Below are 23,800 nucleotides of genomic sequence, written 5' to 3' on the forward strand. Positions count from 1 at the left end.
AAGACGTTTCGATTCCATCCCCACGAAAAAATATTTCGCCGCCGGGCCAAGGGCTCGGGCACCGAATTGCCCATCTTGGGTAATCTCGCGGCGGCGCTGCCCGCCCGACCCGTAGCATGGACATGACTCATGCTGTTTCGTGGTGCAGCTACGCGCCAACTAACAACAAGAACGCCCCGCCTTCCGAGGAGACACAACGATGAGCAAGCATTTACACCAGACCCGCGTTGCTGCGGCCATTCTCGCCCTGGCGCTGGGCGGCCTGCACGCAGCTTCGGCCCAGCAGGCCTCAGGCACACGGCCGAACATCCTGGTCATCATGGCCGACGATGTGGGCCCCAGCAATGTCGGCGCCTACACGCACGGCATGATGGCGCCAACGCCCAATCTGGACCGCATCGCGCGCGAAGGCCTGCTGTTCACCGACCACTACGCCGAACCCACCTCCACCGCCGGCCGGTCCGCCTTCATCACCGGCCAGATGCCCATCCGCACCGGCCTGACCACGGTCGGCCTGCCCGGCTCGCCCATCGGCCATGACAAGCGCGATCCTTCACTGGCCGAAGTGCTCAAGCCGCTGGGCTACCGCAGCGCGCACATCGGCAAGCACCATATGGGCGACCGCGACGAACACCTGCCCACCTCGCATGGCTTCGACTATTTCTTTGGCAACCTCTATCACCTCAATGCCGAAGAGGAACCCGAGCAGAAGGACTACCCCCAGGACCCGGCCTTTCGCAAAAAGTACGGCCCGCGCGGCGTGATCGAAGCCCGCGCCGGCGAAACGCCCAAGGACCTAGGCCCGCTGACGGCCCTGCGCATGCAGACCATTGATGACGAGTCGACGGCGCGCTCACTCAAGTTCCTGGAAGAGTCGGCCAAGTCCAAGCAGCCCTTCTTCCTGTGGCACAACCCGACGCGCATGCATGTCAACACGCATCTGAAACCAGAGTCGCGCCATTTGGCAGCCGCTTACTCATCGGAAGAGGATGTGTTTGGCAGCGGCATGATGGAGATGGACAGCCATATCGGCCAGATCCTGGCCAAGCTGGATCAGCTGGGCCTGACAAAGAACACCATCGTCGTCTTCACCTCGGACAACGGCCCGCAGAATTTCACTTTCCCGGACGGCGGCACCACCCCCTTCCGTGGCGAGAAGTCGTCCACCTGGGAAGGCGGCTACCGCGTGCCCATGCTGGTGCGCTGGCCAGCTGCGATCAAGCCCGGCACCGTGTCCAACGCCATTCAGACCCACTACGACCTGTTCAGCACCCTGGCCCATGCCGCCGGCGCTCCTAAGGTGGATGAGCAACTGCTGCAGAGTCATAAGGTCAAGATCGACGGCATTGACCAGTTGGAACACTGGCAGGGCAAGGCCCCCGGCCCGCGCAAGCACTTCGTCTACTACAACGAGCGTGAGCTGGTGGGTGCACGCATCGGCCCGTGGAAGGGGCTGTTCAAAGAACGTGAGGGCTTCTTCGACCCGCTCAAGCCCAGCTTCGCCTTCTTCAATCTGCGCATGGACCCCTACGAGCGCAGCGCGACTGGCAAGGACTCCAACCGCCTGGCTTTGCGTAAGGCCTGGATCGGCGGCCAGATGCAAGACCTGCTGACCGAACACGCGATGAGCCTGCGCGCCTTCCCACCCCGCCAGGTGGGCGGCAGCCTCAACCCCAGCGAGCGCGCAGGCACTGCGAACAAGCAATGAGCCCAAGCACGACGCTTTTGAACACGGCCGAGGCCATCACGCAGCGCCGCGCAGTGCGCGGCTTCCTGCCCAAACCCGTGCCCGAATCGCTGCTGCGCGAGGTATTCGAGCTGGCGCAACGCGCACCGTCCAACTGCAATACCCAGCCATGGCTGGTCGAAGTGGTTTCCGGTGCGCAGTTGCAGCAACTGCGCCAGCGTCTGCAAGCCGCAGCCATTGATCCGAGCCAGCACCGCCCCGACCTGCCCTACGACGGCCGCTATGACGGCGTCTACAAAGAGCGCCAGTTCGACGCGGCCGCGCAGCTCTACGCCGCGATGCAGATTCCTCGCGAGGATAAGGCCGGCCGGGCCGCGGGCTTTCTGCGCAACTTCGCCTGCTTCGATGCACCGCATGCGGCCTTCATCTACCTGCCGCCGGGCTTCGGCCTGCGCGAGGCCGCCGACTGCGGCATGTACGCCCAGACTTTGATGCTGGCTTTGACGGCCCATGGCCTGGCCAGTTGCCCGCAGACGGCGCTGAGTTTTCAGCCCCACATCCTGCGCGAGCTTCTGGGCGTGCCAGAAGGCCGGCAATTGCTGCTGGGCATTTCCTTCGGCTACGAAGACCCCGGCGTGGCTGCGAACCAATGCCGTGTGGGCCGCGCCAGTTTGACGGACAGCGTGCGCTTTCACGGCTGAGCCCAAGAGCGCCGACACAAGCATCCAAGTGGACAATCGGGAGACTCAAGTGGGCGCCTTTGCCTAGCGGTCACACTAGAAAAGTCGATCACTTACTAGGGCTCACTGGCAAAGGCCTCTGCCCGTTTGATCGTTGCACTCGTTCGCAGTGCCATCGAAGAAGCAAGGGGAGCCATGCGCAGAACGCGAGCTTTGAGTGCACAACTCAGCCTGATTAATATTCGCATTACTTGAATATAAGTAATGCGAATATTAAACTTCGGTCTCATGAACCAGTCTGACCGCATCCTCGACCTAGCCCAGCACCAGCGTGTACTGCGGGCAGCGGATGTGCGTGCGCACGGTTGGTCTCCACAACTGCTGATCCGGCTGCACCAAACCGGCAAGCTACAACGCATCGCGCGTGGCTTGTATGGACTGCCCGACGCCGAAATTACCGAACACCAGACGCTGATCGAGGTCTGCCAGCGTGTGCCCAAGAGCGTGCTGTGCCTGCTGAGTGCGCTGCAATTCCATGAGATCGGCACGCAAATGCCACACGAAGTGTGGATCGCGCTGCCCGAGGCGACACAGACCCCGGCGATGAACTATCCGACGCTGCGCATCACGCGCCTGCGCGGCACGGCGTACAGCGACGGTATCGAGACGGTGTCCGAGCATGGCGCCCCCATCCGCGTGTACAGCGCCGCCAAGACAGTGACCGACTGCTTCAAGTTCCGCAACAAGATTGGCCTGGACGTGGCACTAGAGGCACTGAAGGATGCATGGCGGAGCCGCAAGGTCACCATGGCTGAGCTGAGCCGATTCGCCAAGATCAACCGGGTTGAACGAGTCATGCAGCCCTATCTGGAGGCCATGACCCAATGAGCGGCAAGCACGGCGCCCTCACGGTCATTCATGCCCTCTCTGCAAACAGACCCGAGCAATCCGAGTGCCACAAGGGGCCTTCCCGCGTCGAGAAAACATAGGCGGAGCCGCCACTGGCGGTAACGCTTCCGGAGGAAGGGCGTATCGCCCATTCGCTGATATCCCCAGGATTTACGCGATGCCTTTCCCGATGCCACATTCGTCGCATTCGCCGGCACACCGGTGTCAGCAGCGGCCCGCGATATGCGTGCGGTGTTCAGCGGCTACATCCATGTCAACGACAAGCAGCAGGCCAAGAAAGATGGCGCCACCCAGGCCATCAACGACGATTCACGCCTGGCCAAACGCCGCCTGAAGGACGAAGCTTTCTTGATGCAAAACGCTCAGCGGGCGGATACCGCCAAGGCCGCTGCCGCTTGCCGCTCGCGCCCATAAGGCTGCAGCGTCGCTACAAAGGCCATCAGCCCCATGCCGTAGCAGGCCACCACGCAGATGGCCAGGGCCCAGCGCAGTGCCTCCTGGCCGAACTGCGGAACCAGGGCATCGCTGAACATGCCCACCATCAAGGGCCCCAAGCCAGCGCCCACCATGGTCAGCCCCAGATTGAAGATAGAGATGGCGGTGGCGCGGCGATGGGCCGGCACCAGATCCGCCAAGACGGTATAGACCGGTGCTGTCCACCATGCGGCGGTGATGCCAAAGCCCATGTAGAAGGCTACCGCCTTGGGCACCGCAAAGCTGCCCAGCATCCACACATCGCCGGCCGGCCAGGTGTAGAAGGCCAGCGCGAACGGCAAGGAAATGGCACAGCCCAGCGCCGGCACGCCGACGCGCCAGCGCGCATCACGCTTGGCCAGCACATCGCACAACCAGCCACTGATCAGCGCGCCAAAGGCCGCCATCAAGCCCCCCAGCAGGCCCATCACGATGCCGGCACCCTGCAAGCTCATGCCATGCGAGCGCACCAGGAAGGCCGGCGTCCAAATGCCGATGCCGTAGCCGGCCAGGCCCATCATCAGGCCAGCCAGGGTGATGCGCTTGAAGGCGCTTGAAGCCATCAGATCACGCATCAGCACGCCAATCGGTTCCTTGGCATCACCGCTGGTGCCTTCCCAACGCCCGCGGCCCGGCTCAGTCGCCGTGTAGCGCAACAGCAGCGCCAGGGCCACACCCGGCAGCCCCATCCAGACGAAGGCGGCACGCCAGCCGTAGTTCTGCGCAATCCAGCCACCCAGGGTCAGGCCAAACAGAATGCCCAGTTGCGGCCCCAACCAGAACACGCCCATGGCGCGGCCGCGCCGAGCGGGCGGATAGTGGTCGGCCACCATCGACAAAGAAGGCGCTGTGCCTCCGGCCTCACCCACAGCCACCCCCACCCGAGCCAAGGCCAAAGACCAGTAGCCGGTGGCCGCGCCGCACAGCGCCGTCATGGCGCTCCAGGCCGCACAACACCAGGCCACGAAGTTGCGCCGGTTGGCACGGTCCGCATAGCGGCTGAAGGGAATCGATAGCGCGGTGTAGAACAGCGCAAAAGTCAAACCGCTGAGCACGCCCATGGCGGTGTCGCTGACCTGAAACTCCCGCTTGATGGGCTCCATCAGAATGCCCATGATCTGCCGGTCGATGAAACTCATCATGTAGACGAGCATCAAAAGAACCAAGGTGTAGTGGCTACGCCAGCCGTGGGCGGAAGTGGGTTGCATCGATGGGTTCGGTGTAAGCAGTCAATGGAACCCGGAGACGATAGCCCGGGAATGACGCGACTCTGTCAAAGTCGTGCGAGACGCACGCCCTGCAAACAGACTAGGGGCTGCTGCTGATGCAAGTCGTCGGTGTGCCTGGCGCACCAAACAGGACTCAGCCCTAGCCCTGCAAGGCCGGCAGTGGCGCGCGCCCCAACACCAAGTCGGCCCCTTTGTCACCAATCGCCACCGCCGTGGCATTGGTGTTGCCGCAGATCAGATTGGGCATCACCGAAGCGTCAATCACCCGCAGACCCTCGACGCCGCGCACGCGCAGGTCGGGCGTGCAAACGGCCATGGCATCGTCGTCGCGGCCCATGCGGCAGCTGCCGACCGGGTGATAGCCCGTCGAGAGCATGGGCGCGGCCCAGTCCAACCACTGCGCGTCGGTCTGCACCTCGGGTCCAGGGCGTGCTTCAGCCTCCACCAGCGCCGCTAGTGCCGGCTGGCGTGCCAGTTCGCGCATCTGGCGCAAGGCCCACAGCAGCGCCTTGCGGTCGCGCTCATCGTCCAGATAGTTCATCGTCAGCGCCGGGTGTTGATGAATGTCCGGGCTTTTCAGCCGCACATGGCCACGCGAATAGGGCCGCACTTGGAAGGGCGCCAACGTCATGCCCTCCCAGGCATCAGGCACCGGGGCCTTGGTCTTGGCCCCGCCGATCTCAGGCTTGCCGGTGACAGGCAGGCCAAAGACTTGGATGTCGTTATACGGCAGGGCGGGATCACTTTTCAGATAAGCGCCGAACTCGGCCGGCGGACTCATCATCGGCCCACTGCGAAGCAGCAGATAGCGCATTACCGAGCCCAGCAGGCCCAGGCCACGGAAACGCCCGTTCATGCCCCGCACGCCGGGTTTGAGGCGCCAAGACATGGGCGCACAGACATGGTCTTGCAGGTTCTCGCCCACGCCGGGCAGATCGGCCACCGCTGGCAGGCCGAACTGCTGGAGTTGCGCCGCTGGGCCCAGACCCGAGCACAGTAGCAGCTGCGGCGACTGGATCGCGCCGGCGCACAGCAGCACCTCGCGGCGCGCCCGCGCCTCATGCACCGTGCCGTCCGACAAGCGCATGCGCACGCCCACCGCGCGCCGGCCCTCGAACAAGATCTGCTCCACCATCGCGCCTTGCTGCACGCGCAGATTGCTGCGGCGCATCGCCACCTCGATGGCATTGCTGGCAATCGAAGAGCGACGGCCATTGCGGAAGTTGACTTGGAAGGTACCCGCGCCCTCGGCCTGCCCATCATTGAAGTCGTCCACCACCTTGAGCCCGGACTGACGGGCGGCCTCGATCATGGCGCGCGTCACCGGGTGCACACTCGGCAAATCGGTCGCCGTCAGTGGGCCGCCGCGGCCATGCAGTGGCCCTTGCAGGCGCTGCTGGTCTTCAGTGCGAACGAAGTGGGGGAGCAGCTCCTCCCAGCTCCAGCCTGTCGCGCCGGCGCTCACCCAATCGGCATAGTCCTGGCGGTGGCCGCGGATATAGATCATGCCGTTGATCGATGAGGAGCCGCCCAGCAGCTTGCCACGCGGCATGGCCATGCGGCGCCCGCCGGCCCAGCGCTCTGGTTCGGTTTCGTGCATCCATGAATAGCGCGGGCTGTAGGTCATCGCACCCCAACCCGCTGGCATGTCCACCATCAGTTGCTTGTGGCTGCCGCTGCCGGCTTCCAGCAGCAAGACCTGGCACTGTGCGTCCTCGCTGAGCCGAGCGGCCAGGGTGCCGCCGGCTGAGCCGGAGCCGATGATGATGTAGTCGCTGCCATCCGCGAAGTTGCTTTGCATTCTGGAGTTCTCCTGGGGCCGGGCGCGTTCAGTTCAAGGACTCAGCGTTGCTGGCGGCTTGCGTTGCAAAGTCCTTGGCCCAGCGGTAGTCCGCCTTGCCGGCCGGGCTGCGCACGACCTTCTCGGCCACAAAAACCGACCTCGGCGCCTTATAGCCGGCCAAATGCTCACGGCAGATGCGATCCAGCTCAGCGGCCTGAAAGTCGGCGCCAGGCACCAACTCCACCACGGCCGTGATGCGCTGGCCCCAACGCTCGTCAGCCAAGCCCACCACCAGCACATCCTGCACCGCGGCGTAGCGGCGCACGGCCTCCTCCACCTCCTCAGGGAAGACCTTCTCGCCGCCGGTATTGATGCACTGCGAGCCACGACCCAGCAGCACAAAGCGGCCCTGCTCGTCCACCCGCGCTTCGTCTCCGGTCAGCACCCACAGGCGTCCCTCGATGGTGACAAAGGTCTGCGCCGACTTAACCGGGTCGCCGTAATAGCCAACTGGGGTGAAGCCGGTGCGCGAAAGAATGCCTCGGCCGCCGGGCGACGTCACCATGCGATGGGCAGCGTCGATCAAGGCCAGATCCGGCCTCGGGGCCAGGACCAACAAACCCTCACCGTCCGTGGGCTTGTCGCCACCGCCCATGAAGCCAGCCTCCGATGAGCCCAGCCCGTTATTCACCATGACCTTGGGCAAGGCCGCCTGAATGCGCGCCACCACATGGGCCGACAGCGGCGCGCCACCATTGCCGTAGACCATCACACGCTGCAGATTCCAGCGCCCGGGGTGACGTTCCAGCGCCTGCACCAAGGGCAGCGCCATCGCGTCGCCAACGCCCGACAGGATGTTGACCTGCTGGTCTTGCGTGAGCTGCCACACATGCTCGGGGTCAAAGTGCTGCTGGTCATTCACCACCACCGTCTGCGCCGCGAACAAGCTGATCAGCGAGGCCCACATGGCCGCGCCGTGCATCATCGGGGCCAGCGCGAAGTACCGGGCCTCCGGCGCCTGAGCCACCAGGGCAGCCAGCTCCTCCAGGCTCTGCACCGGCCCGCGGCGGAAGTACATGCCCCCACCGCCCAGCGCACCCATGAAGAGATTCTTGTGCGGCCACATCACGCCCTTGGGCAGGCCGGTGGTGCCGCCTGTGCACAGCAGGGTCAGGTCCTCATCACTGCGCTCGGGATCACTCAGCTCGGCGCTGCCACCAGCGAGCAAGCTGTCATAGTCCAGCGCCTGGGCCGGGCCCGCGCCAGCGCCCACCTGAACCAGCCAGCGCAGGCTGTCTACCTGGGGCGCCACTTTCGCCACCTCGGCCGCAAACTCACCTCCATAGATGAGGCCACGTAACTGCAAGGAATTGAACAGCTGGCGCAGCTCGTCGGCCACGTAGCGGTAGTTGACATTGGCCGGCACCGCGCCAATCTTGCAGCAGGCGAAGTAACTCTCCAGATAGGCGGCAGAGTTGTGCAGCTCGATGCCGACGTTGTCACCCCGGCGCAGGCCTTGAGCGCGCAGCGCGCTGGCCAAGCGGGTGGAGCGTTGGTCCAACTCGGCAAAGGTCAGGCGCTGTTCACCGCAGATAAAGGCCAGGCGCTGCGGGTGCAGCTCGGCCACAGTGCTGAAAATATCAGCCAGATTGAAAGTCTTGGCAGGCTTGCTCATGCGTTTGTCTCCGTGCCAGCTGCTTTTGCGCCGGCTTGTTTTCTTTTGTTGGCTTAAGGCGCGAGCTGGCTGAAGGGCACGCCCTTGTCGGTGCGCGGCTCGCCAGGCAAGCCCAGCACGCGTTCGCCAATGCTGTTGCGCACAATCTCGTCGGTGCCGCCCGCAATCCGCATACCGGCAGCGCCGAACCAGAGCCGCTCGATCAGCGCAAAGCGCTCACCCAACTCGCTGGCCGCCAGCACGCCGCGCGGCCCTTGCATATCAATGGCAAAGGCACCGATGCGCTGCAAAGTCAGGGCCGCCACATTCTTGGCCCCGCTCATCTCCGGCCCCGGCATGCGGCCTTTGGACAGCGCGGTCAGCGCGCGGCACTGCAGCAGCCACAAGGCCTGGGCGTTCAAATAGAAGTCAGTCAGCCGCTCACGCATGCGGCCATCAGCCAAGGCGCTGCGACCCAAAAAGCGCGCATCGCGCAGCAACTCAGCGACCAGCTTCCACAATTCGGCTGGCATCACGCCGCCGATGGACAAGCGCTCATTCATCAAGCCGGTCAAGGTGGTCTTCCAACCTGCGTTCAGCGCGCCAACGCGTTGCGCGTCGGGCACGAACACATCTTCGAGAAAGACCTCGTTGAACTCCGCCTCGCCGCTGGCCTGGCGAATCGGCCGCACCGTGACACCGGGGCTTTTCATGTCGATGAAGAAGGTCGTCAGGCCGTCGAACTTGGGCAGCTCCGGGTCAGTGCGTGCCAGCACCAGACCATATTCAGCGAACTGCGCCAATGAGGTCCAGACCTTCTGACCATTCAAAATCCAGCCATCGCGGCCGTCGTTGCAACGCTCAGCGCGCGTGCGAACCATGCCCAGGTCAGAGCCGGCACCGGGCTCGGACAACAGCTGGCACCACAGATGCCGACCTGTCAGCGCCGGCGCGATGTGCGCTGCCAGCACCTCCTTGGACGCGTGCGACATCACCGAAGGAATGACCATACCCAGGCTGACATTGAAGAAGCCGGTGGGGACGTTGTAACGCCCCTCTTCCTGGCGCCAGATCAACTCCTGCATGGGCGTGCCGCCGCGCCCGCCCAGCACTTGGGGCCAGGTGATGGCACCGAAGCCGGCTGCCGCCTTGCGGCCCTGCCAGGCGCGCGCCAGCTGCATACGCTGGGCCGCGTCGAGATGTGGCTCGAAGAAGTCATCCGGGCGCTGCTTCAGCGAGGCATTGGCATCCAGCCAGCTGCGGCACTCGGCGCGGAACGCGGCTTCTTCTGGCGCGTCGTCAAAGTCCATTGCCCCCTCGCCGGCCAGCGCGCGCTGGCGCTTGGGCAGAGGCTGTTCCAGCCACTGCGCCAGCTGTGTCGCCAACTGCTCGCTCCACTGCTGCTCATGGCCCAGCAACACCGCTTGCTGGCGCGCACGGCGCAGGAATAGATGGCAGTCCAGCTCCCAGGTATAGCCCATGCCCCCATGGATGTGCAGGTTCTCCTGCGCCATCAGGCTGAAGGCGCGGCTGCTGCTGACGCGTGCGGCTGCCGCTGCGGCTGCCAGCTCAGGCGCGCCCTGCGCAGCCGCATCATCCGCGGCATCGGCCGCCAGCGCCCAGGCACCGTAGTAGCAGTGCGAGCGAGCCATCTGGATGTCGGTATAGAGATCAGCCAGCTTGTGCTTGATGCCCTGATAAGAGCCGATGGCACGACCAAAGGCCTTGCGCTCGCGGGCATAGGCGCTGGCCATTTCCAGCGCCACCTCGGCCGCGCCCAGTTGCTCGAAGGCGAGCAGCACAGCGGCGCGGTTGCGCACACGCGCCAGCAGCGCGGCCGCCTGGGCGGCATCAGCGACGCCGTCCAGTCGCTCGGCGGGCGTGGACTCGAATCGCAGTTCGGCGAAAGGCTTGGCGGCATCGAGCGTCGCCAAGCTGCGCCCCCTCAGACACGCATCAAGGCGCACCAGCACCCAGCAGGGCTGCATGGCGGCGTCGGCCGCCAGCACCACTGCCCATTGCGCAGCCAAGCCATCGGCCACCAAGGCAACGCTGCCGCTGAGGGTTTGCGCATCGAAGCGGGGCAGCGTGGGCGCATCGATCACGCCGTCCAGCGGTGCCGCCAGCGTACCCGCCGCGCCAGCCGCCACCGCCGGCAACCAACGCTGCCGCTGCGCCGCGCTCGCCCCCAGCAGCACGGCCTGGGTGGCCAAGTAAAGCGTCGAAGCCAAGGGAACCGGGCAGAGCTGGCGGCCAATTTCCTCGGCCACCACACACAAGTCCATGGCGCCCAGGCCAATGCCACCGCAATCCTCGGGCAGCATCAGCGCGGTCACGCCCAAGTCGGCCAGGCCGCGCCACACCGCGTCGGCACGCTCAACGGCGCCAGCCTCACCGTCCATCAGTTGGCGCGACAGCCCTAGCGGACACTCTTTGGAAAGATATTTGCGCAGCTGCTCGCGCAGCGCATCTTGGTCAGCAGAAAACTCAAAGTTCATGGCGTCTAGGTCGCGGCAAAGTTCAGGAAAGCGCCGCCGCCACGGGGCGGGCGGTCTTGCCATAAAAGGTTTGGCCCAACTCGGCCATGTCGCGCAACAACAAGGGTGGGCGGAGCTGCTCGCCGAATAAATCGGCCAAACGGTCGGCCTCGGCGACAAAGGCTTTCAGTCCCACACCGTCGATGAAGCAGAACGGGCCACCGGTATAGGCCGGATAGCCCACGCCAAGAATGGCACCCACATCGCCATCAGCAGGGTTCAGCAAAACGCCCTCTTCCATCGCACGCGCAGCCTCGACCGCCTGCACATACAGAATGCGTTGCTTCAGATCATGCGGCGAGGGTTGAATGGCGCGGCGCGAATAGAGCTCGGCCAAACCCGTCCACAAGCGCTTGCCGCCGCTCTCGGGGTCGTAGTCGTAAAAGCCCTTGCCGTTCTTGCGGCCCAGACGGCCCAACTCGTACAAACGCTTGAGCACAGGCACCGAGCGGCCTTCCTTGTAGCTCTCAGGGAACTCCTTCTTCTGCGACTCACCCGCGTGCACCGACAACTCGATGGACAGCTCATCGGTGATAGCCAGCGGCCCGACCGGCATGCCGCAATGGCGCGCGCAGTTGTCGATCAGGGCCGGATTGATGCCCTCGGCCACCATGCCGATCGCGTCGTCCACAAAGGCGCCGATAAAACGGCTGGTGAAGAAGCCCCGGCTATCGTTGACGACGATGGGCGTCTTCTTCAACTGGCCGACAAAGTCGAGTGCCTGGGCCAGGGTGGCGTCCGAGGTTGCCTTGCCGCGGATCACCTCGACCAAGGGCATACGGTCTGCCGGCGAGAAGAAGTGCAGGCCAATGAAGCGGTCAGGCCGGCTGCTGGCCTGGGCCAGCAAGGTGATGGGCAGCGCAGAGGTGTTGGTGGCCAGCACACAGGTCGGTGGCAGCACTGCGTCGAGCTTCTTGGTCACCTCGGCCTTGATGGCGCGGTCCTCGAACACCGCCTCCACCACCATATCGGCGTCGCGCAGCAAGTCGTAGTCGGTGCTGGGCATGATGCGAGCCAGGATGGCGTCGGCCTTGTCCAGTGTCATGCGGCCGCGCTGCACTTGCTTGGCCAGGGCCTTGGCGGCATAGGCCTTGCCGCGCTCGGCGGCCTCCAGATCACGGTCGATCAGCACGACCTGAATGCCGCGCTGCGCCGCATTCAGCGAAATCCCGCCGCCCATCATCCCCGCACCAATCATGCCGAGCTTGGCGCATTTGAAAGGCGCGAAGCCGGCAGGCCGGTGCAGGCCCTTCTCGGCCTTGCTCTTGTTGATGAAGAGCGTGCGAATCATGCTGCGCGACACCGGGCTGAGCTGGGCCGTTTGCAGCAGGTACTTGCTCTCGATGCGCAGGCCCTTGTCGATCGGCAACAGGCTGCCTTCGTAGACACAGCTCTGAATGGCCAGCGGCGCAGGCAGGTTGTGATACGTGTTGGCTTGCACCATGGCATTGCCAACCACAAAGGCCGGTGCCACGCGGGGGTCCAGCGGGCCACCGCCGGGAATCTTGAAGCCCTTCTCGTCCCAAGGCTGCACGGCCTTGGGTGCATCCAGCAGCCAGCGCTTGGCAGCCGCCATCAACTGGTCCGGCGCCACCGCTTCATGCACCAGGCCAGTCTTCAAGGCCGTTGCCGCATCCGCACTTTTGCCTTCCAGCAACCAAGGCAGCGCGGCGCTCACCCCGACCAGGCGCGGCAAGCGCTGGGTGCCACCGGCACCGGGCACCAAGCCCACCTGCACTTCGGGCAGGCCCACCACCACACCGGGTGCGTCAGCCATCACGCGGTGATGGCAAGCCAGACAAAGCTCAAAGCCGCCACCCATGGCAATGCCGTTGATCGCTGCGACCAGTGGTTTGCCACAGGTCTCAACGCGGCGATAAACGCGGGAGAGCGAGGCGTACTTTTCAAACATCGCCTGGATGCTGTCTTCGGCCATGCCATCCAGGTTTTCTTCCATCGTCACCAAGTCGGCGCCGGCCACAAAGGCCTCTTTGCCGGAGGTGATGATGCCGCCCTTGACGGCGGGGTCGGCCACCAGGCGGGCAATGCCCGCATCCAGGCAGTCCATGAAGGCTTGATCGATGACGTTCATCGTCTTGCCGGGGTAGTCGATGGTCAGGGTGGCGATACCGTCGGCATCGACGGCGTAGCGAATGATTTCTTGGCTCATTGTTCTTGTCTCACTCAAACGCGTTCGATGATCATGGCCGAGCCCATGCCGGCCGCCACGCACAGCGCGATCAGTGCGGTCTGCTTGCCGGTGCGCTCCAACTCGTCGAGCACGGTGCCGAGAATCATGGCGCCGGTGGCGCCAAGCGGATGGCCCATCGCGATGGCGCCGCCGTTGACGTTCATGCGCTCGTGAGGGATGTTCAGCTCCTCCATCATGGTCAGCACCACCGAGGCGAATGCTTCATTGAGTTCCCACAGATCGATATCGCTCGCCTGCATGCCGGCGCGTGCGAGCGCACGACGTGCTGCGATGGCCGGGCCATCCAACATCAGCGTCGGCTCCGAGCCCACCGCCGCAAAAGCGCGGATGCGCGCGCGCGGCTTGAGCCCGAGGCGCGTGCCCGCCTCCGCATTGCCAAGCAGCACGGCCGCCGCACCGTCCACGATGCCCGAGCTATTGCCCGCATGGTGGATGTGTTCGATGCGCTCAACCTGCGGGTAACGTTGCAAGGCCACGCTGTCGTAACCGTACTTCTGGCCCATCTCGGTGAAAGCAGGCTTGAGCGCGGCCAGGCTTTCCACGCTGGTGTCGGGGCGAATGGTCTCGTCACGCGCCAACAATTCGAGACCCAGGAAATCCTTGACTGGCAGCACCGATTTGTCGAATCGACCCTCGCCCCAGGCGCGGGCAGCACGGCGGTGGCTCTCGGCCGAGTAGGCGTCCACATCGGCACGGCTATGGCCACGCAGCGAAGCCAATAGATCGGCCGAGATGCCTTGCATCACGAAATAGGTCTTGTTGGCGACTTGCGGGTCTTGCGCCCAGGCGCCACCGTCCGATCCCATGGGCACACGCGACATCATCTCGACGCCACCGCCAATCGCAAGGTCGGCTTGGCCCGCCATCACCTTGGCCGCGGCAAACGCCACCGCTTCCAGACCGGAACCGCAATAGCGATTGATCTGCAAGGCCGGAACGCTTTGGTCAAAGTCAGCCTGCAAGACGGCCATGCGGCCGATATTGCCGCCCTGCTCGCCCACCGGCACGACGCAGCCGTAGACCACATCGTCCACCGCCCGGGTGTCCAGGCCATTGCGCTCGCGCAGCGCCACCAGCGGGCGACTGGCAAGCCAGACCGGCGTCACTTCATGCAGGCTGCCATCAGGCTTGCCCTTGCCACGCGGCGTGCGCACGTGGTCGTAAATCAATGTGTTTTCCATCTCGGCGTTTCTTCAATTCATCAGCAGATGAGGCAAAGTCTCGGGCTTGTTCGGCCCTTCCGGGATGGCTGCGACCCAAATTGGGCACACCGACGAAATCAGTCCTGGTCGGTGTCCACTTGGCGCAAAAGCTCGTGCAGCTTGGCGGCCAGCTCAATGATTTCTAGCGCCGTCTTGGCATTGGCTTTGACGAACTTTTCGCCCGAGCCCGCTTTGACGATCAGGCGCTTGCGCTCATCGCGTGCCAGCCAGCCTTTGTCAATCAACTGGGCCACTTTTCGTCGCACGGTCTCACGCGGTATGCCGGTCGCCTCGGCGATGGACAGCACATTGCAGGACTGCATCAGCTTGCCGCGCCGCTCGGCGTCGTCGAGCAATTTCTCAGGCACGTCGGCGCCGCCCTTGCGGAAGAACTGGTCCACATTCCGCAGTGAGATCTCGCCCAAGACAATGATTTGCACCATGTCGCCGTCGAACTGACGGTAAAGCCGCCCCATCATGGGCACGGTGAAGGCTGAAATCAGATGCGAAATTTGGTAGGCATGCCGCTCCATCTGGGCAGTCGGGGGCTTCACTAGGGCCATGGTGCTGATTCGATCGAGATTGCTCAGAATGGGTTTTCGACAATGCTTTACGCCTCAATCACTCTAGCATCGACGCTTGGAGCTGCCACCGCGGTAATCCCCAGTTAGGCCCAGTGACGTGGGCTCGAATTTCCTCAAAAACCTGAGCCAGAATTCCCATGCCACTTCAAGCCCAAGCACCTGCAAACACGAGCGGCCCCCTGGCGGGCCTGCGCGTGATCGAGTTCGCGGGCATAGGCCCAGGCCCCTTCGCCGGCATGATGCTGGCCGATATGGGCGCCGACGTGATCGTGGTGGAGCGTGCGGCCGACGCGGCCAAGGCGGCGGCCTATCCACGCTCGGCCATGAGCCGGGGCAAGCGCTCCATCGCCGTCGATCTGAAGTCCGAGGCCGGACGCGACATCGTTTGGCGCTTGCTGGCATCGGCTGACGCACTGATTGAAGGCTTCCGCCCCGGCGTGATGGAACGCCTGGGCTTTGGCCCTGAGCAGGTGGCGGCGCGCAATCACCGCTTGGTTTACGGGCGCATCACCGGTTGGGGCCAAGACGGCCCCTTGGCGCAGGCCGCCGGGCATGACATCAACTACGTCGCATTGAGTGGCGCGCTGTCGACCTCTTGCCGGCCGGGCGAGCGTCCAAGCATTGCGCCCACCTTGGTCGGAGATATGGGTGGCGGCGCCATGTTTCTCTGCTTCGGCTTGATGTGCGCCATCTTTGAGGCGCAGCGCTCTGGGCGCGGCCAGGTCGTGGACGCCGCCATGGTTGACGGCATTTCAGCCATGAGCGGCCTGATCCATCAAATGCGCCACATCGGCTACTGGCAAGACCAGGCGGAGCACAACTTCTTTCTCAACAGCGCGCCCTTCTACGAAGTCTTCGAATGCGCCGACGGTGGCCAGATTTCGCTGGGGGCGATTGAGCCGCAGTTCTATGCCGAGCTGCTGCAAAGATTGGGGCTGGACGCTGACCCCAAGCGGCAATACGACACACGCGAATGGCCTGCGATGAAAGCCCGTGTCGCGGCGCAGATCAAGACCCGCACACGCGCCGATTGGTGCGCGCGGCTGGAAGGCAGTGATGTCTGCTTTGCCCCGGTGCTGAGTCTGGCCGAAGCCCCGGAGCACCCGCACAATGCCGCGCGCGGCGTGTTTGTTGACATCAAGGTCGATGGCAAGCCACAACGTCAGCCGGCCCCGGCGCCCCGCCTCTCACGCACACCGGCCCGCAGACCCACGCCCGGAGCCCGTTGCGGCGAGCACACCGATGAGCTGCTGATAGCGCTGGGCTTGGACAGTGCAGACATCAAGTCCCTGCGCGACCAGGGCGCCTGCGCCTGAGAGCCTTTGCGCGGTAGCAGGCCTGCCCATCTCAAGCCTCAAGCGCTTCAGCCAGCTCAGGGGAGGACTTGCTGCTCTTGCAAGGCCATTGGGCGCAGGCAGCCCAGGGCCATGGCGACCAAGCAGTCCAGCAAGGCGCCGGACTCCAGCTCGCCGGGCTTCTCCTCCAGCAGCGAGCGGATCACGCTACGCAATCCCTGTCCCAGTAGAAAGGCCGCTAGCTCAGGATGGGGCGTGTCGATCTCATGCGCGTACATCTTCAGGAACGGCAGCCAGGTCGCCTCGATGAATTCGCCGGCCGTTTGGTAGGGACCGCGCCACATGCCCAGATGGAGAGCCGAGTGATAGCGCAGATGAAAGGCTTGGTTCAATTTGAAGAGCCGCAACTCCACGCGAATGATGTTGGCCAGAACTTCGCGCAAAGCGCTCGACAAGGGCACGCCGATGAGCCGGTCTCGGACCACCAGCAGTTGCTCAGACTCCTCGTCCAGCACGCGCTCATAAAGCATCGCAACGATGGCGTCCTTGTTCGGAAAGTACTGGTAGATCGATCCAACCGCGGCCCCTGAAACTTCAGCGATGCGTGCGACGGTCAGCGCCTCTTCACCCGCTTCATCAAGAATCCGCAGACAAGCTTGCTCGACGGCATCGACCAGCGCGCGGGAGCGCGATTGATTCGGGCGTTTGCGTGGTGCGGGCAGTGGCTCAGCGGACGGGCCGCTAGCGGCAGAGCGTGTGTTTCGTTTCTTGAGCATGGAAATGCGAGTGCTGCTTTCTGAGGTAGCCACCGGCCGTTAATTTACCAATCAAATCATTGACTTAGGCAGGTTGGCTATTGCCTAGGAACGCGACTATTGCAAAGCGGATGGCCACCCTAGACTGAGCGCCGTCGATCAGCACCGCGTGGCCCCGCCGCCTCACTTCGCGGACAAGCGCATGTGGGCTGGCCGACACCTGCAATTGGCATCCATAAGCCGCCAAAGATCGACCTTAGCCAAGGTCCTGCGCGGCGCAGCTTCGGGCCAACTGCCTAAAAAGTCAAAAAAATTTACCAGGAGACAAGCGTGCCCTCACCCTTGAATGTTCGCCCACTCGGTACGGCCATTGGCGCCGAAGTGCTGGACCTCAATCTTGCCGATTTGCTCGCAGCAGAGTCGCTGGCAGCTATCGAAGCGGCACTGGTCAAACATGAAGCACTTGTGCTGCATGTTCCCGACCTGCTGCCGCAACAGCATCTCGCGATTGCGAAGCACTTCGGTGACCCGGAAGTTCACACCTATTTCCCGAATCTGGGTGCTGGCTTCGAGCAGATCACCGTCATCGATTCAAAGCTCGGTGACCGGGCCGATATGTGGCACCACGACGAGAGCTTTCTCCCCAGCCCGCCCATCGTGACCATGACGCACGCCCAGATCCTGCCGCCCATTGGCGGGGATACATGCTGGACCAGCATGACCACGGCGTACGACGCACTCTCCGCGCGCATGAAGCAGTATCTCGATGGCCAAATGGCATGGCACGACATGAATGGCCCGATGACGACTGCCTTGCGCCAGGGTGTCGTCACACATGACCGTTATGTCGAAGTGATCAAAGCTGGCCAGCGCCATCTGCATCCCATGGTCACCGTCCACCCCATCACCGGCCGAAAAGCGCTGTTCATCAACCCGACCTATACGACCCATATCGATGGCCTCGCACCCGAGGAAAGCGACGCGATCCTCGCCTATTTGCACCGGCACTGCCAGCAAGTTCAATTCGGCTTCCGCCATCGCTGGGCGCTGGGCGACATGGTGCTGTGGGACAACCGCAGCGTGCTCCACAACGCCATCCTTGACTACAAGCCGCATCAGCGGCGTATGCATCGCGCCTCTGTCTTTGCGACCGCGTCCACCAGTTCTTGATCGACAGCTTGTCGACCCCGCCTCGTTTGGAAGGAGAAAAAGATGAAGCCTGACTTGAACCTTAAAATGCTCGCCCGCTACGCCCCTCGGCCTGGCCGGCATGCACTGCTGCCCGAACTCAGCCCTCAGCAGCAAGTTGCGCTGCTGTGCCGGGTCTTGCATCGCGAGGGTTATAGCGATCACATTGCCGGCCACATCACAGTCCGACAGGACGATGGCAGCTACCTGGCCAATCCTTGGGAGCTGACTTGGGGCGAGTTGACCGCCTCCGACATCCTTCGACTCGATCAAACGGGCAAGGTCATCGAGGGTGCTTGGAACATCACGCCGGCTATCAATCTGCATATGGATGTCCATGCCGCCCGGCACGACGTCAGCGTGGTGATTCATAACCATCCGGAGTGGGGCTCGGTCTGGTCTGCGGTGGGCCGCGTTCCGCCGATCTACGATCAAACCTCGGCTCTGGTCGATAGCGATCCGGTTCTCTATGACGAATACCGCGGCACGGTCGAAGACGGCGCGCTTGGCCGCGCCGCTGCGGACGCCCTGGGCGAAAGCAAGTGGGCCTTGCTGGCAAACCACGGCGTGCTGCTGGTCGCCAACGGAATCCGTCAAGCGCATTTGCGGGCCATCACGCTGGAGTGGCGTTGCCGGATGGCCTGGCGCGTTGAGCACTTGGGCGGCGGCAACCCCCTACCCGCTGCCGTCGCTACAGCGACTGGCCAGCGGCCGGATGCGAATGGTTTCCCCTTTCTTTGGGAAGCCATGGCGCGTGAGGAAATTCGCCGCGACCCAAGCGTTCTGGAGTGAGCAATGAAGCCCAAGGTTTTGCTGCTCGCCAAATTGCCGGCAGCCCTGGCCGAGCGCTTGCATCTGCACTTCGATTGTCATGACTACGCGCAACTAGCAAGCGCCGAGCTGCAAGCCTTAGCGCCGCTGATGCGCGGCATCTTGGCAACGGGTGAATCCGTCGTGAACCGGGAGATGATCGCGCGCTTGCCTGCGCTGGAGATCGTTTCGGTGCTCGGTGTCGGCTACGACGGCATCGACATTGAGGCCGCGCGGGAGCGCAAGATTTGCGTCACCCACACGCCAGGCGTCTCGACCGACGACGTCGCCGATTTCGCCATGGCGCTATTGCTGTCGGCCGCGAGACAGGTCGTGAGCGCCGACAGCTTTGTGCGCCGAGGCGATTGGGCTGCGGGTCGATATCCGATGACGCGGCGCGTCTCCGGTAGCCGCCTGGGCATAGTCGGCCTTGGCCGCATCGGACGTGCAGTGGCCCTGCGTGCACAGGCATTCGGCATGAGCATTGCCTACACCGGCCGGACACAAGGCTCAGACCTCGTCTACCGCTGGTGCCCGGATGCACGCAGCTTGGCTGCAAGCGTCGATTTCCTGGTGGTCTGCGCCAGCGGCGGCGAAGGGACACGCGCGCTCATTGACGGCGAGGTGCTCAACGCGCTTGGTCCAAGTGGCATCCTGATCAACATAGCGCGCGGCGCCATCGTCGATGAAGAGGCCTTGGTGGAGGCATTGCGAGAGCGCCGGATTCTGGCCGCTGGCCTCGACGTGTTCTGCCATGAGCCCGATGTGCCAGCGGCGCTGCTTGCGCTGGACAACGTGGTGCTTTCACCTCATATGGCGAGCACCACGGGCGCTACCGTTCTAGGCATGCTGGAGCTGGCCATTGCCAACCTGCGCGCTTGTTTCGAGGGCACGCCACTGCCAGCGCCCATAGAGGGGATATCACCCGCTGCGCCCACTGAGCCCTATGCGCCGCCCGCACTTGAGACCGCGCAAAGGGCGAGTCATCGCGCGGATCTGTGACGGATCCGCTCGTCCTTGCACCAGCCGCGTCCGCGGCCGGTGCAAAAGTGCCTTACCAGCGCACGTTGAAGCTAACGCCCACGGTGCGCGGATCGACGTAGTAGGCCTGAGTCAGATTGCCGAAGCCCGGGCCGAAGTCAATCTTGTTGGCAATGTGCTGCTTGTCCATGGCATTGCGTGCCCAAAGCGCCAGCTCACCGCTGGCCTGGCTGCCCAGTTCGATCTCGGACAGGCTCAGGCGTAAGTTGACGAGGCCAACACCATCCACCCGCGTGTTCGCCGCCGTCTGCAAAGCCGGATTGACCGTGGTGAGCTGGTAGGGATAGAGGTAGTGGCTGCTGGTGAAGCTGTAGTCCGCCGTGCCACGCAACTCGCCCAGGCTGGTGCGCAGCAAGGTACCGCTGGCCACCAAGTTCAGGGTGTGGCGCGGCGCATGCACCACCGCCACGTTGTCGGCCACGTTCTTGCCCGTCGCGTCGGGATATTCCTTGTAACGGGTTTGCAGATAGCCATAGCCGGCCTGCAATTTGAAGTCGCGGGTGACACGCGCCACCGCCTCAAGCTCAATGCCCCGCGAGTTGGCCTTGCCGATATTGCGAATGTCCGAAGCCGCCGCGCCGGTGGCCGTGAAGACCGCCTGCTGCAGATCGGTGCTGTCGTTATTGAACAGCGCCACATTGAGCATCATGCGACCGCCCAAGAGTGTGGATTTGGCCCCCAGCTCAAAGGACTTCAGCTTTTCGGGCTTGAAGGGCGTGGTGGCCTCTTGCACCGTGCCGGCCTCACCATTGAAGCCGCCGCTCTTGAAACCCTCCGAATAGCGGCCATAAACGCTGACCTCATTGCTCAGCTTGTAGCCCAGGCTCAGCAGCGGCGTGGTGGCGGTGAACTTGGTACTGGCGGCCGTACCCTGCGGAACGATCACCGCCAACACCGCGCCTGTGGGCGACACCGCGGCGTTGTAGCGCTCGGTGCTCTTGGTCTCACTGGTGTGACGCAGGCCAGCGGTCAGCGTCCAGGCGTCCGCAAACCTGTAGTCAGCCTGGCCGTAGACGGAATCGGCCTTGGTGCTGAAGCCATAGCGCGAATCAAAATTGGCGCCGCCAGAGAAGAAGGTCTGCGGGTTGGAAGTGAAGCCCTCGTCCTCGAAGCGGTAGAGGCCGCCCACATAGTTCACCGGGCCGGCAGCGCCGATCAACTGCAGCTCGTGTGAGGTCTGCTTGAAGTCCGACAGGCGCTGCGTGTGCGCAAAAGCCACCGGTGAGCCGTCCAGATCCAAGGCATCCTTCCAGTCCATGTCCCGCTTGGCGGCGATGTACTTGAGCGTGTTGTCGGCATTGAGCTTCCACTCGGCCGTCAGGGCATGACCCTGGATATTCATGCGCTCAAAGCTTGGGCCGTCCACGGCTGCGTTTTCGACCCGCCCCCCTGTGGACACCACGATGCCAGAGGGGAAGCCGAAGTCCTTGTCCACCGTGGATCGCACCACCTGCGAGAAGCGCGAATTCTGGTCAACCTTAGTTTTGTCGTAGCGGTAGTCCAGCACCAGATCGCGGCTCAGCTCCAGGGTCGCGGCCAGGCGAGCGGCCTGGTTGTCACGATTGTTGAGCTGCGTCACCGAGCTGCCGGGCGCGGTTTTGACCCAGCCATCACGCTGCTCGGTACGGCCACCCACGGAGACCTTCAGCGGCCCTGCCGAGGGCAGATCCAGCGAGAGCTTGGTCACACGGGCCTTGTAGTTGCCGACGTCCACGCTGACCTGACCACCAAACTGGCCACTGGGCTTCTTGGTCACCAGGTTGATGGCGCCGGCCAAGGTATTGCGGCCGTACAGCGTACCCTGCGGACCGCGCAGAACCTCCACGCGTTCCAAGTCGACCAGATCAAACACCGAGCCCTGGCTCTTACCGACGTAAACCCCGTCCACATACATGCCCACGGTCGGATCCCAGGACAGGGCCGGGTTGGTGGTCACCGAGCCTCGGATCGCGATCTGCACCGCGGTGGAATTGCCGGGCGTGGGGCTGATTTGCAGATTGGGCGCCAGCGAAGCCAGATCGGCCACATTGCTGATGCCCCGTGCATCGATGTCAGCAGCGGTGATGGCCGTGGCTGCGACCGGCACATCTTGCAGCTTCTCTTTGCGGCGCTGCACGGTCACGACCACCGCATCGAGCTTGGCCATGTCTTTGGCCTCGCTCTGCGCTTCAGGCTGAGTCTGGGCGTGAGCCTGATGGCTCGCATCGAGCAGGAAGAGGCTGGCCAGGGCCAGCGCGATGGGACGCAGCCGCGGCTGCTTGAGTGGGGTGTACATGGGTGGGGTCTCCGGCTTTATGGCACCTGCCGCCGTTTGGCACAGGCGTTTTTTTCAAAGCCGAATTTGCCGCCGGGACCGCAGCCCCTCATCGTCCGAAGAGACTAACGCACCAAACCATCAGGCAAGAAAAAGCCCGGCAGGCCGGGCTTTCAACATACAAAGAACACTGGGCTTTGCCGCTTTGGCGCCTTACTCAGAATCGTGCACACCCAACCAGGCCACGCTATTGAGGAAGATGCGCACCAACTCGGTCTGCCGGCGCACGCCCGTCTTGGAGAAGATCGAGCGCAGATGCGCGCGTGCCGTGTTGCGGCGGATGTTGAGCACCTCACCCGCTTCTTCGAGCGACAAGCCATTGGCCAGTTGAATGGCCAACGCGGTCTCGGCCGGCGTCAACTGGAACAACTGTTGTGCCAGTTTGACAGGTGGATGCGCCTTGCCTTCGGCATCGCGCACAAACACGGCCACGCAGGGGCGATGCTTGCCCACGGTCCACTGGTCCGGTGTCATGGCCTGCACCACCACACCCCAGCTGACCTTGCCCGACGGGCGGCTCACCGACATGGCTTCGATCAGGCCCACGGACTGTTGTTTGCCCGACAGCGCATCACGCACCAGGCGCTGCAACTTGCGGTTGTCGTTGGCGTAGGTGGCTTCCAGCTGATTGCCGACGATGCGCAGCCCGTCGCCGAGTTCCAGCACGCCCTTGGCCATTGGATTGCAATCCAAGACCAGACCGTTTTCATCGAGCACCACCGCGGCCACCATCAGCTGCGCCATCGCATGGCTGTACAAGGCACTGACCTTGCGATCCTGATTGATGGACAGGTGCAGATTCAGCGCCCGCTTGAGGTGCGGCAGCAGCAACTTCGCGTCTGCGCGATCTTGCAAAGAGAAAGCTGGTGCGCCTTCGGGGCGGGTGACGCGAAAGCCGTAAATGCCGCCGTCCTTGGTGGCGATATCGCAGGCCAGCACATGGAACACGCCATGCGGCTCGCACCAATCGCGGTAGTACTGCGAAGACCGCCATTCGGCCTCGGGCAGGATGTCGGCGATGGTCACCAGCTTGTCCGGCTGCAAGCCAGTAAAGGGGCTCAGCGCAATCTGCGGATGGTGGGAATTGACCTCGCGACGATCGCTGGACGCGGAGACGATCCAGCCCAAATCGTCACCACTGCCCGGGCGCACGATCAGGGAGACATAGTTGCCCCCCAGCGCATGCAAAATCGCCTCCAAAGCGCGGCCCCAGGCCGAGGTATCCATGGCCACTTCGTAGATCAATCCCAGCAATTCACTGAATCGCTCGACCGAGGACAAGGGCGCCTGGATCATCATTTGAGTCATAGAAGGTGGCGCTGATGAATCAAAGTTCGCGCACGATTCTTCGCGCAACTTTTCGAAGAAGCTTGTCTCTGTTGTCATGCCGTTATGGCCTTTGAATGGTTATGACACCATTCAAGCCCGCAAGGCAAAAATTCACCA

General features: G+C 63.6%; 17 protein-coding genes and 1 pseudogene. 8 read left to right on the forward strand and 10 right to left on the reverse strand.

Going from position 1 to position 23,800, the window contains the following annotated elements; translation table 11 throughout:
- The first annotated feature begins 199 nt into the window (after nt 1-199).
- From AABB87_RS16045 to AABB87_RS16060, 4 genes and pseudogenes are all read left to right on the forward strand, one after another.
- Nucleotides 200-1,708, forward strand: a complete 1,509-nt coding sequence (locus AABB87_RS16045) for an arylsulfatase (RefSeq protein ID WP_341972193.1) — start codon at nt 200-202, stop codon at nt 1,706-1,708.
- Nucleotides 1,705-2,388, forward strand: a complete 684-nt coding sequence (locus AABB87_RS16050) for a nitroreductase (protein ID WP_341972194.1) — start codon at nt 1,705-1,707, stop codon at nt 2,386-2,388. The genes AABB87_RS16045 and AABB87_RS16050 overlap by 4 nt, the downstream gene beginning before the upstream one ends.
- A gap of 267 nt (nt 2,389-2,655) precedes the next feature.
- Nucleotides 2,656-3,255, forward strand: a complete 600-nt coding sequence (locus AABB87_RS16055; RefSeq protein WP_341972195.1) for a type IV toxin-antitoxin system AbiEi family antitoxin domain-containing protein — start codon at nt 2,656-2,658, stop codon at nt 3,253-3,255.
- A gap of 159 nt (nt 3,256-3,414) precedes the next feature.
- A pseudogene (locus AABB87_RS16060) lies at nt 3,415-3,618 on the forward strand (hypothetical protein); the annotation flags it as partial.
- A gap of 20 nt (nt 3,619-3,638) precedes the next feature.
- On the opposite strand, the gene AABB87_RS16065 reads toward AABB87_RS16060, so the two are convergent.
- From AABB87_RS16065 to AABB87_RS16095, 7 genes are all read right to left on the reverse strand, one after another.
- The gene (locus tag AABB87_RS16065) at nt 3,639-4,958 is read right to left on the reverse strand and encodes a spinster family MFS transporter (protein ID WP_341972196.1); all 1,320 of its coding nucleotides are present in this window, start codon (nt 4,956-4,958) and stop codon (nt 3,639-3,641) included.
- A 160-nt stretch (nt 4,959-5,118) separates the two neighbouring features.
- A complete protein-coding gene (locus tag AABB87_RS16070) occupies nt 5,119-6,780 on the reverse strand; it encodes a GMC family oxidoreductase (protein ID WP_341972198.1) in 1,662 nt (553 codons plus the stop codon).
- Between the two features lie 28 nt (nt 6,781-6,808).
- Nucleotides 6,809-8,437, reverse strand: coding sequence for an AMP-binding protein (locus AABB87_RS16075; protein ID WP_341972200.1), 1,629 nt, complete (start codon nt 8,435-8,437; stop codon nt 6,809-6,811).
- Nucleotides 8,438-8,490: 53 nt separating this feature from the next.
- Nucleotides 8,491-10,914, reverse strand: a complete 2,424-nt coding sequence (locus tag AABB87_RS16080; RefSeq protein ID WP_341972201.1) for an acyl-CoA dehydrogenase — start codon at nt 10,912-10,914, stop codon at nt 8,491-8,493.
- A gap of 22 nt (nt 10,915-10,936) precedes the next feature.
- Complete coding sequence (locus AABB87_RS16085) at nt 10,937-13,123, reverse strand: 3-hydroxyacyl-CoA dehydrogenase NAD-binding domain-containing protein (RefSeq protein ID WP_341972202.1); 2,187 nt, start codon at nt 13,121-13,123, stop codon at nt 10,937-10,939.
- Nucleotides 13,124-13,137: 14 nt separating this feature from the next.
- Nucleotides 13,138-14,346 (reverse strand): acetyl-CoA C-acetyltransferase, encoded by a 1,209-nt coding sequence (locus tag AABB87_RS16090; RefSeq protein ID WP_341972204.1) that lies wholly within the window; start codon nt 14,344-14,346, stop codon nt 13,138-13,140.
- A gap of 98 nt (nt 14,347-14,444) precedes the next feature.
- The gene (locus tag AABB87_RS16095) at nt 14,445-14,930 is read right to left on the reverse strand and encodes a hypothetical protein (protein ID WP_341972205.1); all 486 of its coding nucleotides are present in this window, start codon (nt 14,928-14,930) and stop codon (nt 14,445-14,447) included.
- 158 nt (nt 14,931-15,088) lie between these two features.
- Between AABB87_RS16095 and AABB87_RS16100 the strand changes: the two genes are divergently transcribed.
- Nucleotides 15,089-16,267: a CaiB/BaiF CoA transferase family protein gene (locus tag AABB87_RS16100; RefSeq protein WP_341972206.1), complete on the forward strand. Its 1,179-nt coding sequence runs from the start codon at nt 15,089-15,091 to the stop codon at nt 16,265-16,267.
- A 56-nt stretch (nt 16,268-16,323) separates the two neighbouring features.
- On the opposite strand, the gene AABB87_RS16105 is transcribed toward AABB87_RS16100, so the two are convergent.
- A complete protein-coding gene (locus tag AABB87_RS16105; protein ID WP_341972207.1) occupies nt 16,324-17,022 on the reverse strand; it encodes a TetR/AcrR family transcriptional regulator in 699 nt (232 codons plus the stop codon).
- A gap of 309 nt (nt 17,023-17,331) precedes the next feature.
- Here AABB87_RS16105 and AABB87_RS16110 point away from each other — a divergent pair, with 309 nt between their 5' ends.
- Genes AABB87_RS16110 through AABB87_RS16120 form a run of 3 tightly spaced genes read left to right on the forward strand, consistent with a single transcriptional unit; the run spans nt 17,332 to nt 20,001 of the window.
- On the forward strand, nt 17,332-18,171 hold the full coding sequence (locus AABB87_RS16110; protein ID WP_341972208.1) for a TauD/TfdA dioxygenase family protein: 840 nt from the start codon (nt 17,332-17,334) through the stop codon (nt 18,169-18,171).
- A 42-nt stretch (nt 18,172-18,213) separates the two neighbouring features.
- Nucleotides 18,214-18,981, forward strand: a complete 768-nt coding sequence (locus AABB87_RS16115) for a class II aldolase/adducin family protein (RefSeq protein WP_341972209.1) — start codon at nt 18,214-18,216, stop codon at nt 18,979-18,981.
- 3 nt (nt 18,982-18,984) lie between these two features.
- Entirely contained in the window at nt 18,985-20,001 is a 1,017-nt protein-coding gene (locus tag AABB87_RS16120; protein WP_341972210.1) for a 2-hydroxyacid dehydrogenase, read from the forward strand.
- A 52-nt stretch (nt 20,002-20,053) separates the two neighbouring features.
- On the opposite strand, the gene AABB87_RS16125 is transcribed toward AABB87_RS16120, so the two are convergent.
- Nucleotides 20,054-22,315, reverse strand: coding sequence for a TonB-dependent receptor (locus AABB87_RS16125; RefSeq protein WP_341972211.1), 2,262 nt, complete (start codon nt 22,313-22,315; stop codon nt 20,054-20,056).
- A gap of 192 nt (nt 22,316-22,507) precedes the next feature.
- Entirely contained in the window at nt 22,508-23,662 is a 1,155-nt protein-coding gene (locus tag AABB87_RS16130; protein WP_341972212.1) for a helix-turn-helix transcriptional regulator, read from the reverse strand.
- Between the last annotated feature and the right edge of the window lie 138 nt (nt 23,663-23,800).

The sequence above is a fragment of the Roseateles sp. PN1 genome (assembly GCF_038419725.1).
In the GTDB taxonomy this organism is placed as follows: domain Bacteria; phylum Pseudomonadota; class Gammaproteobacteria; order Burkholderiales; family Burkholderiaceae_C; genus Paucibacter_A.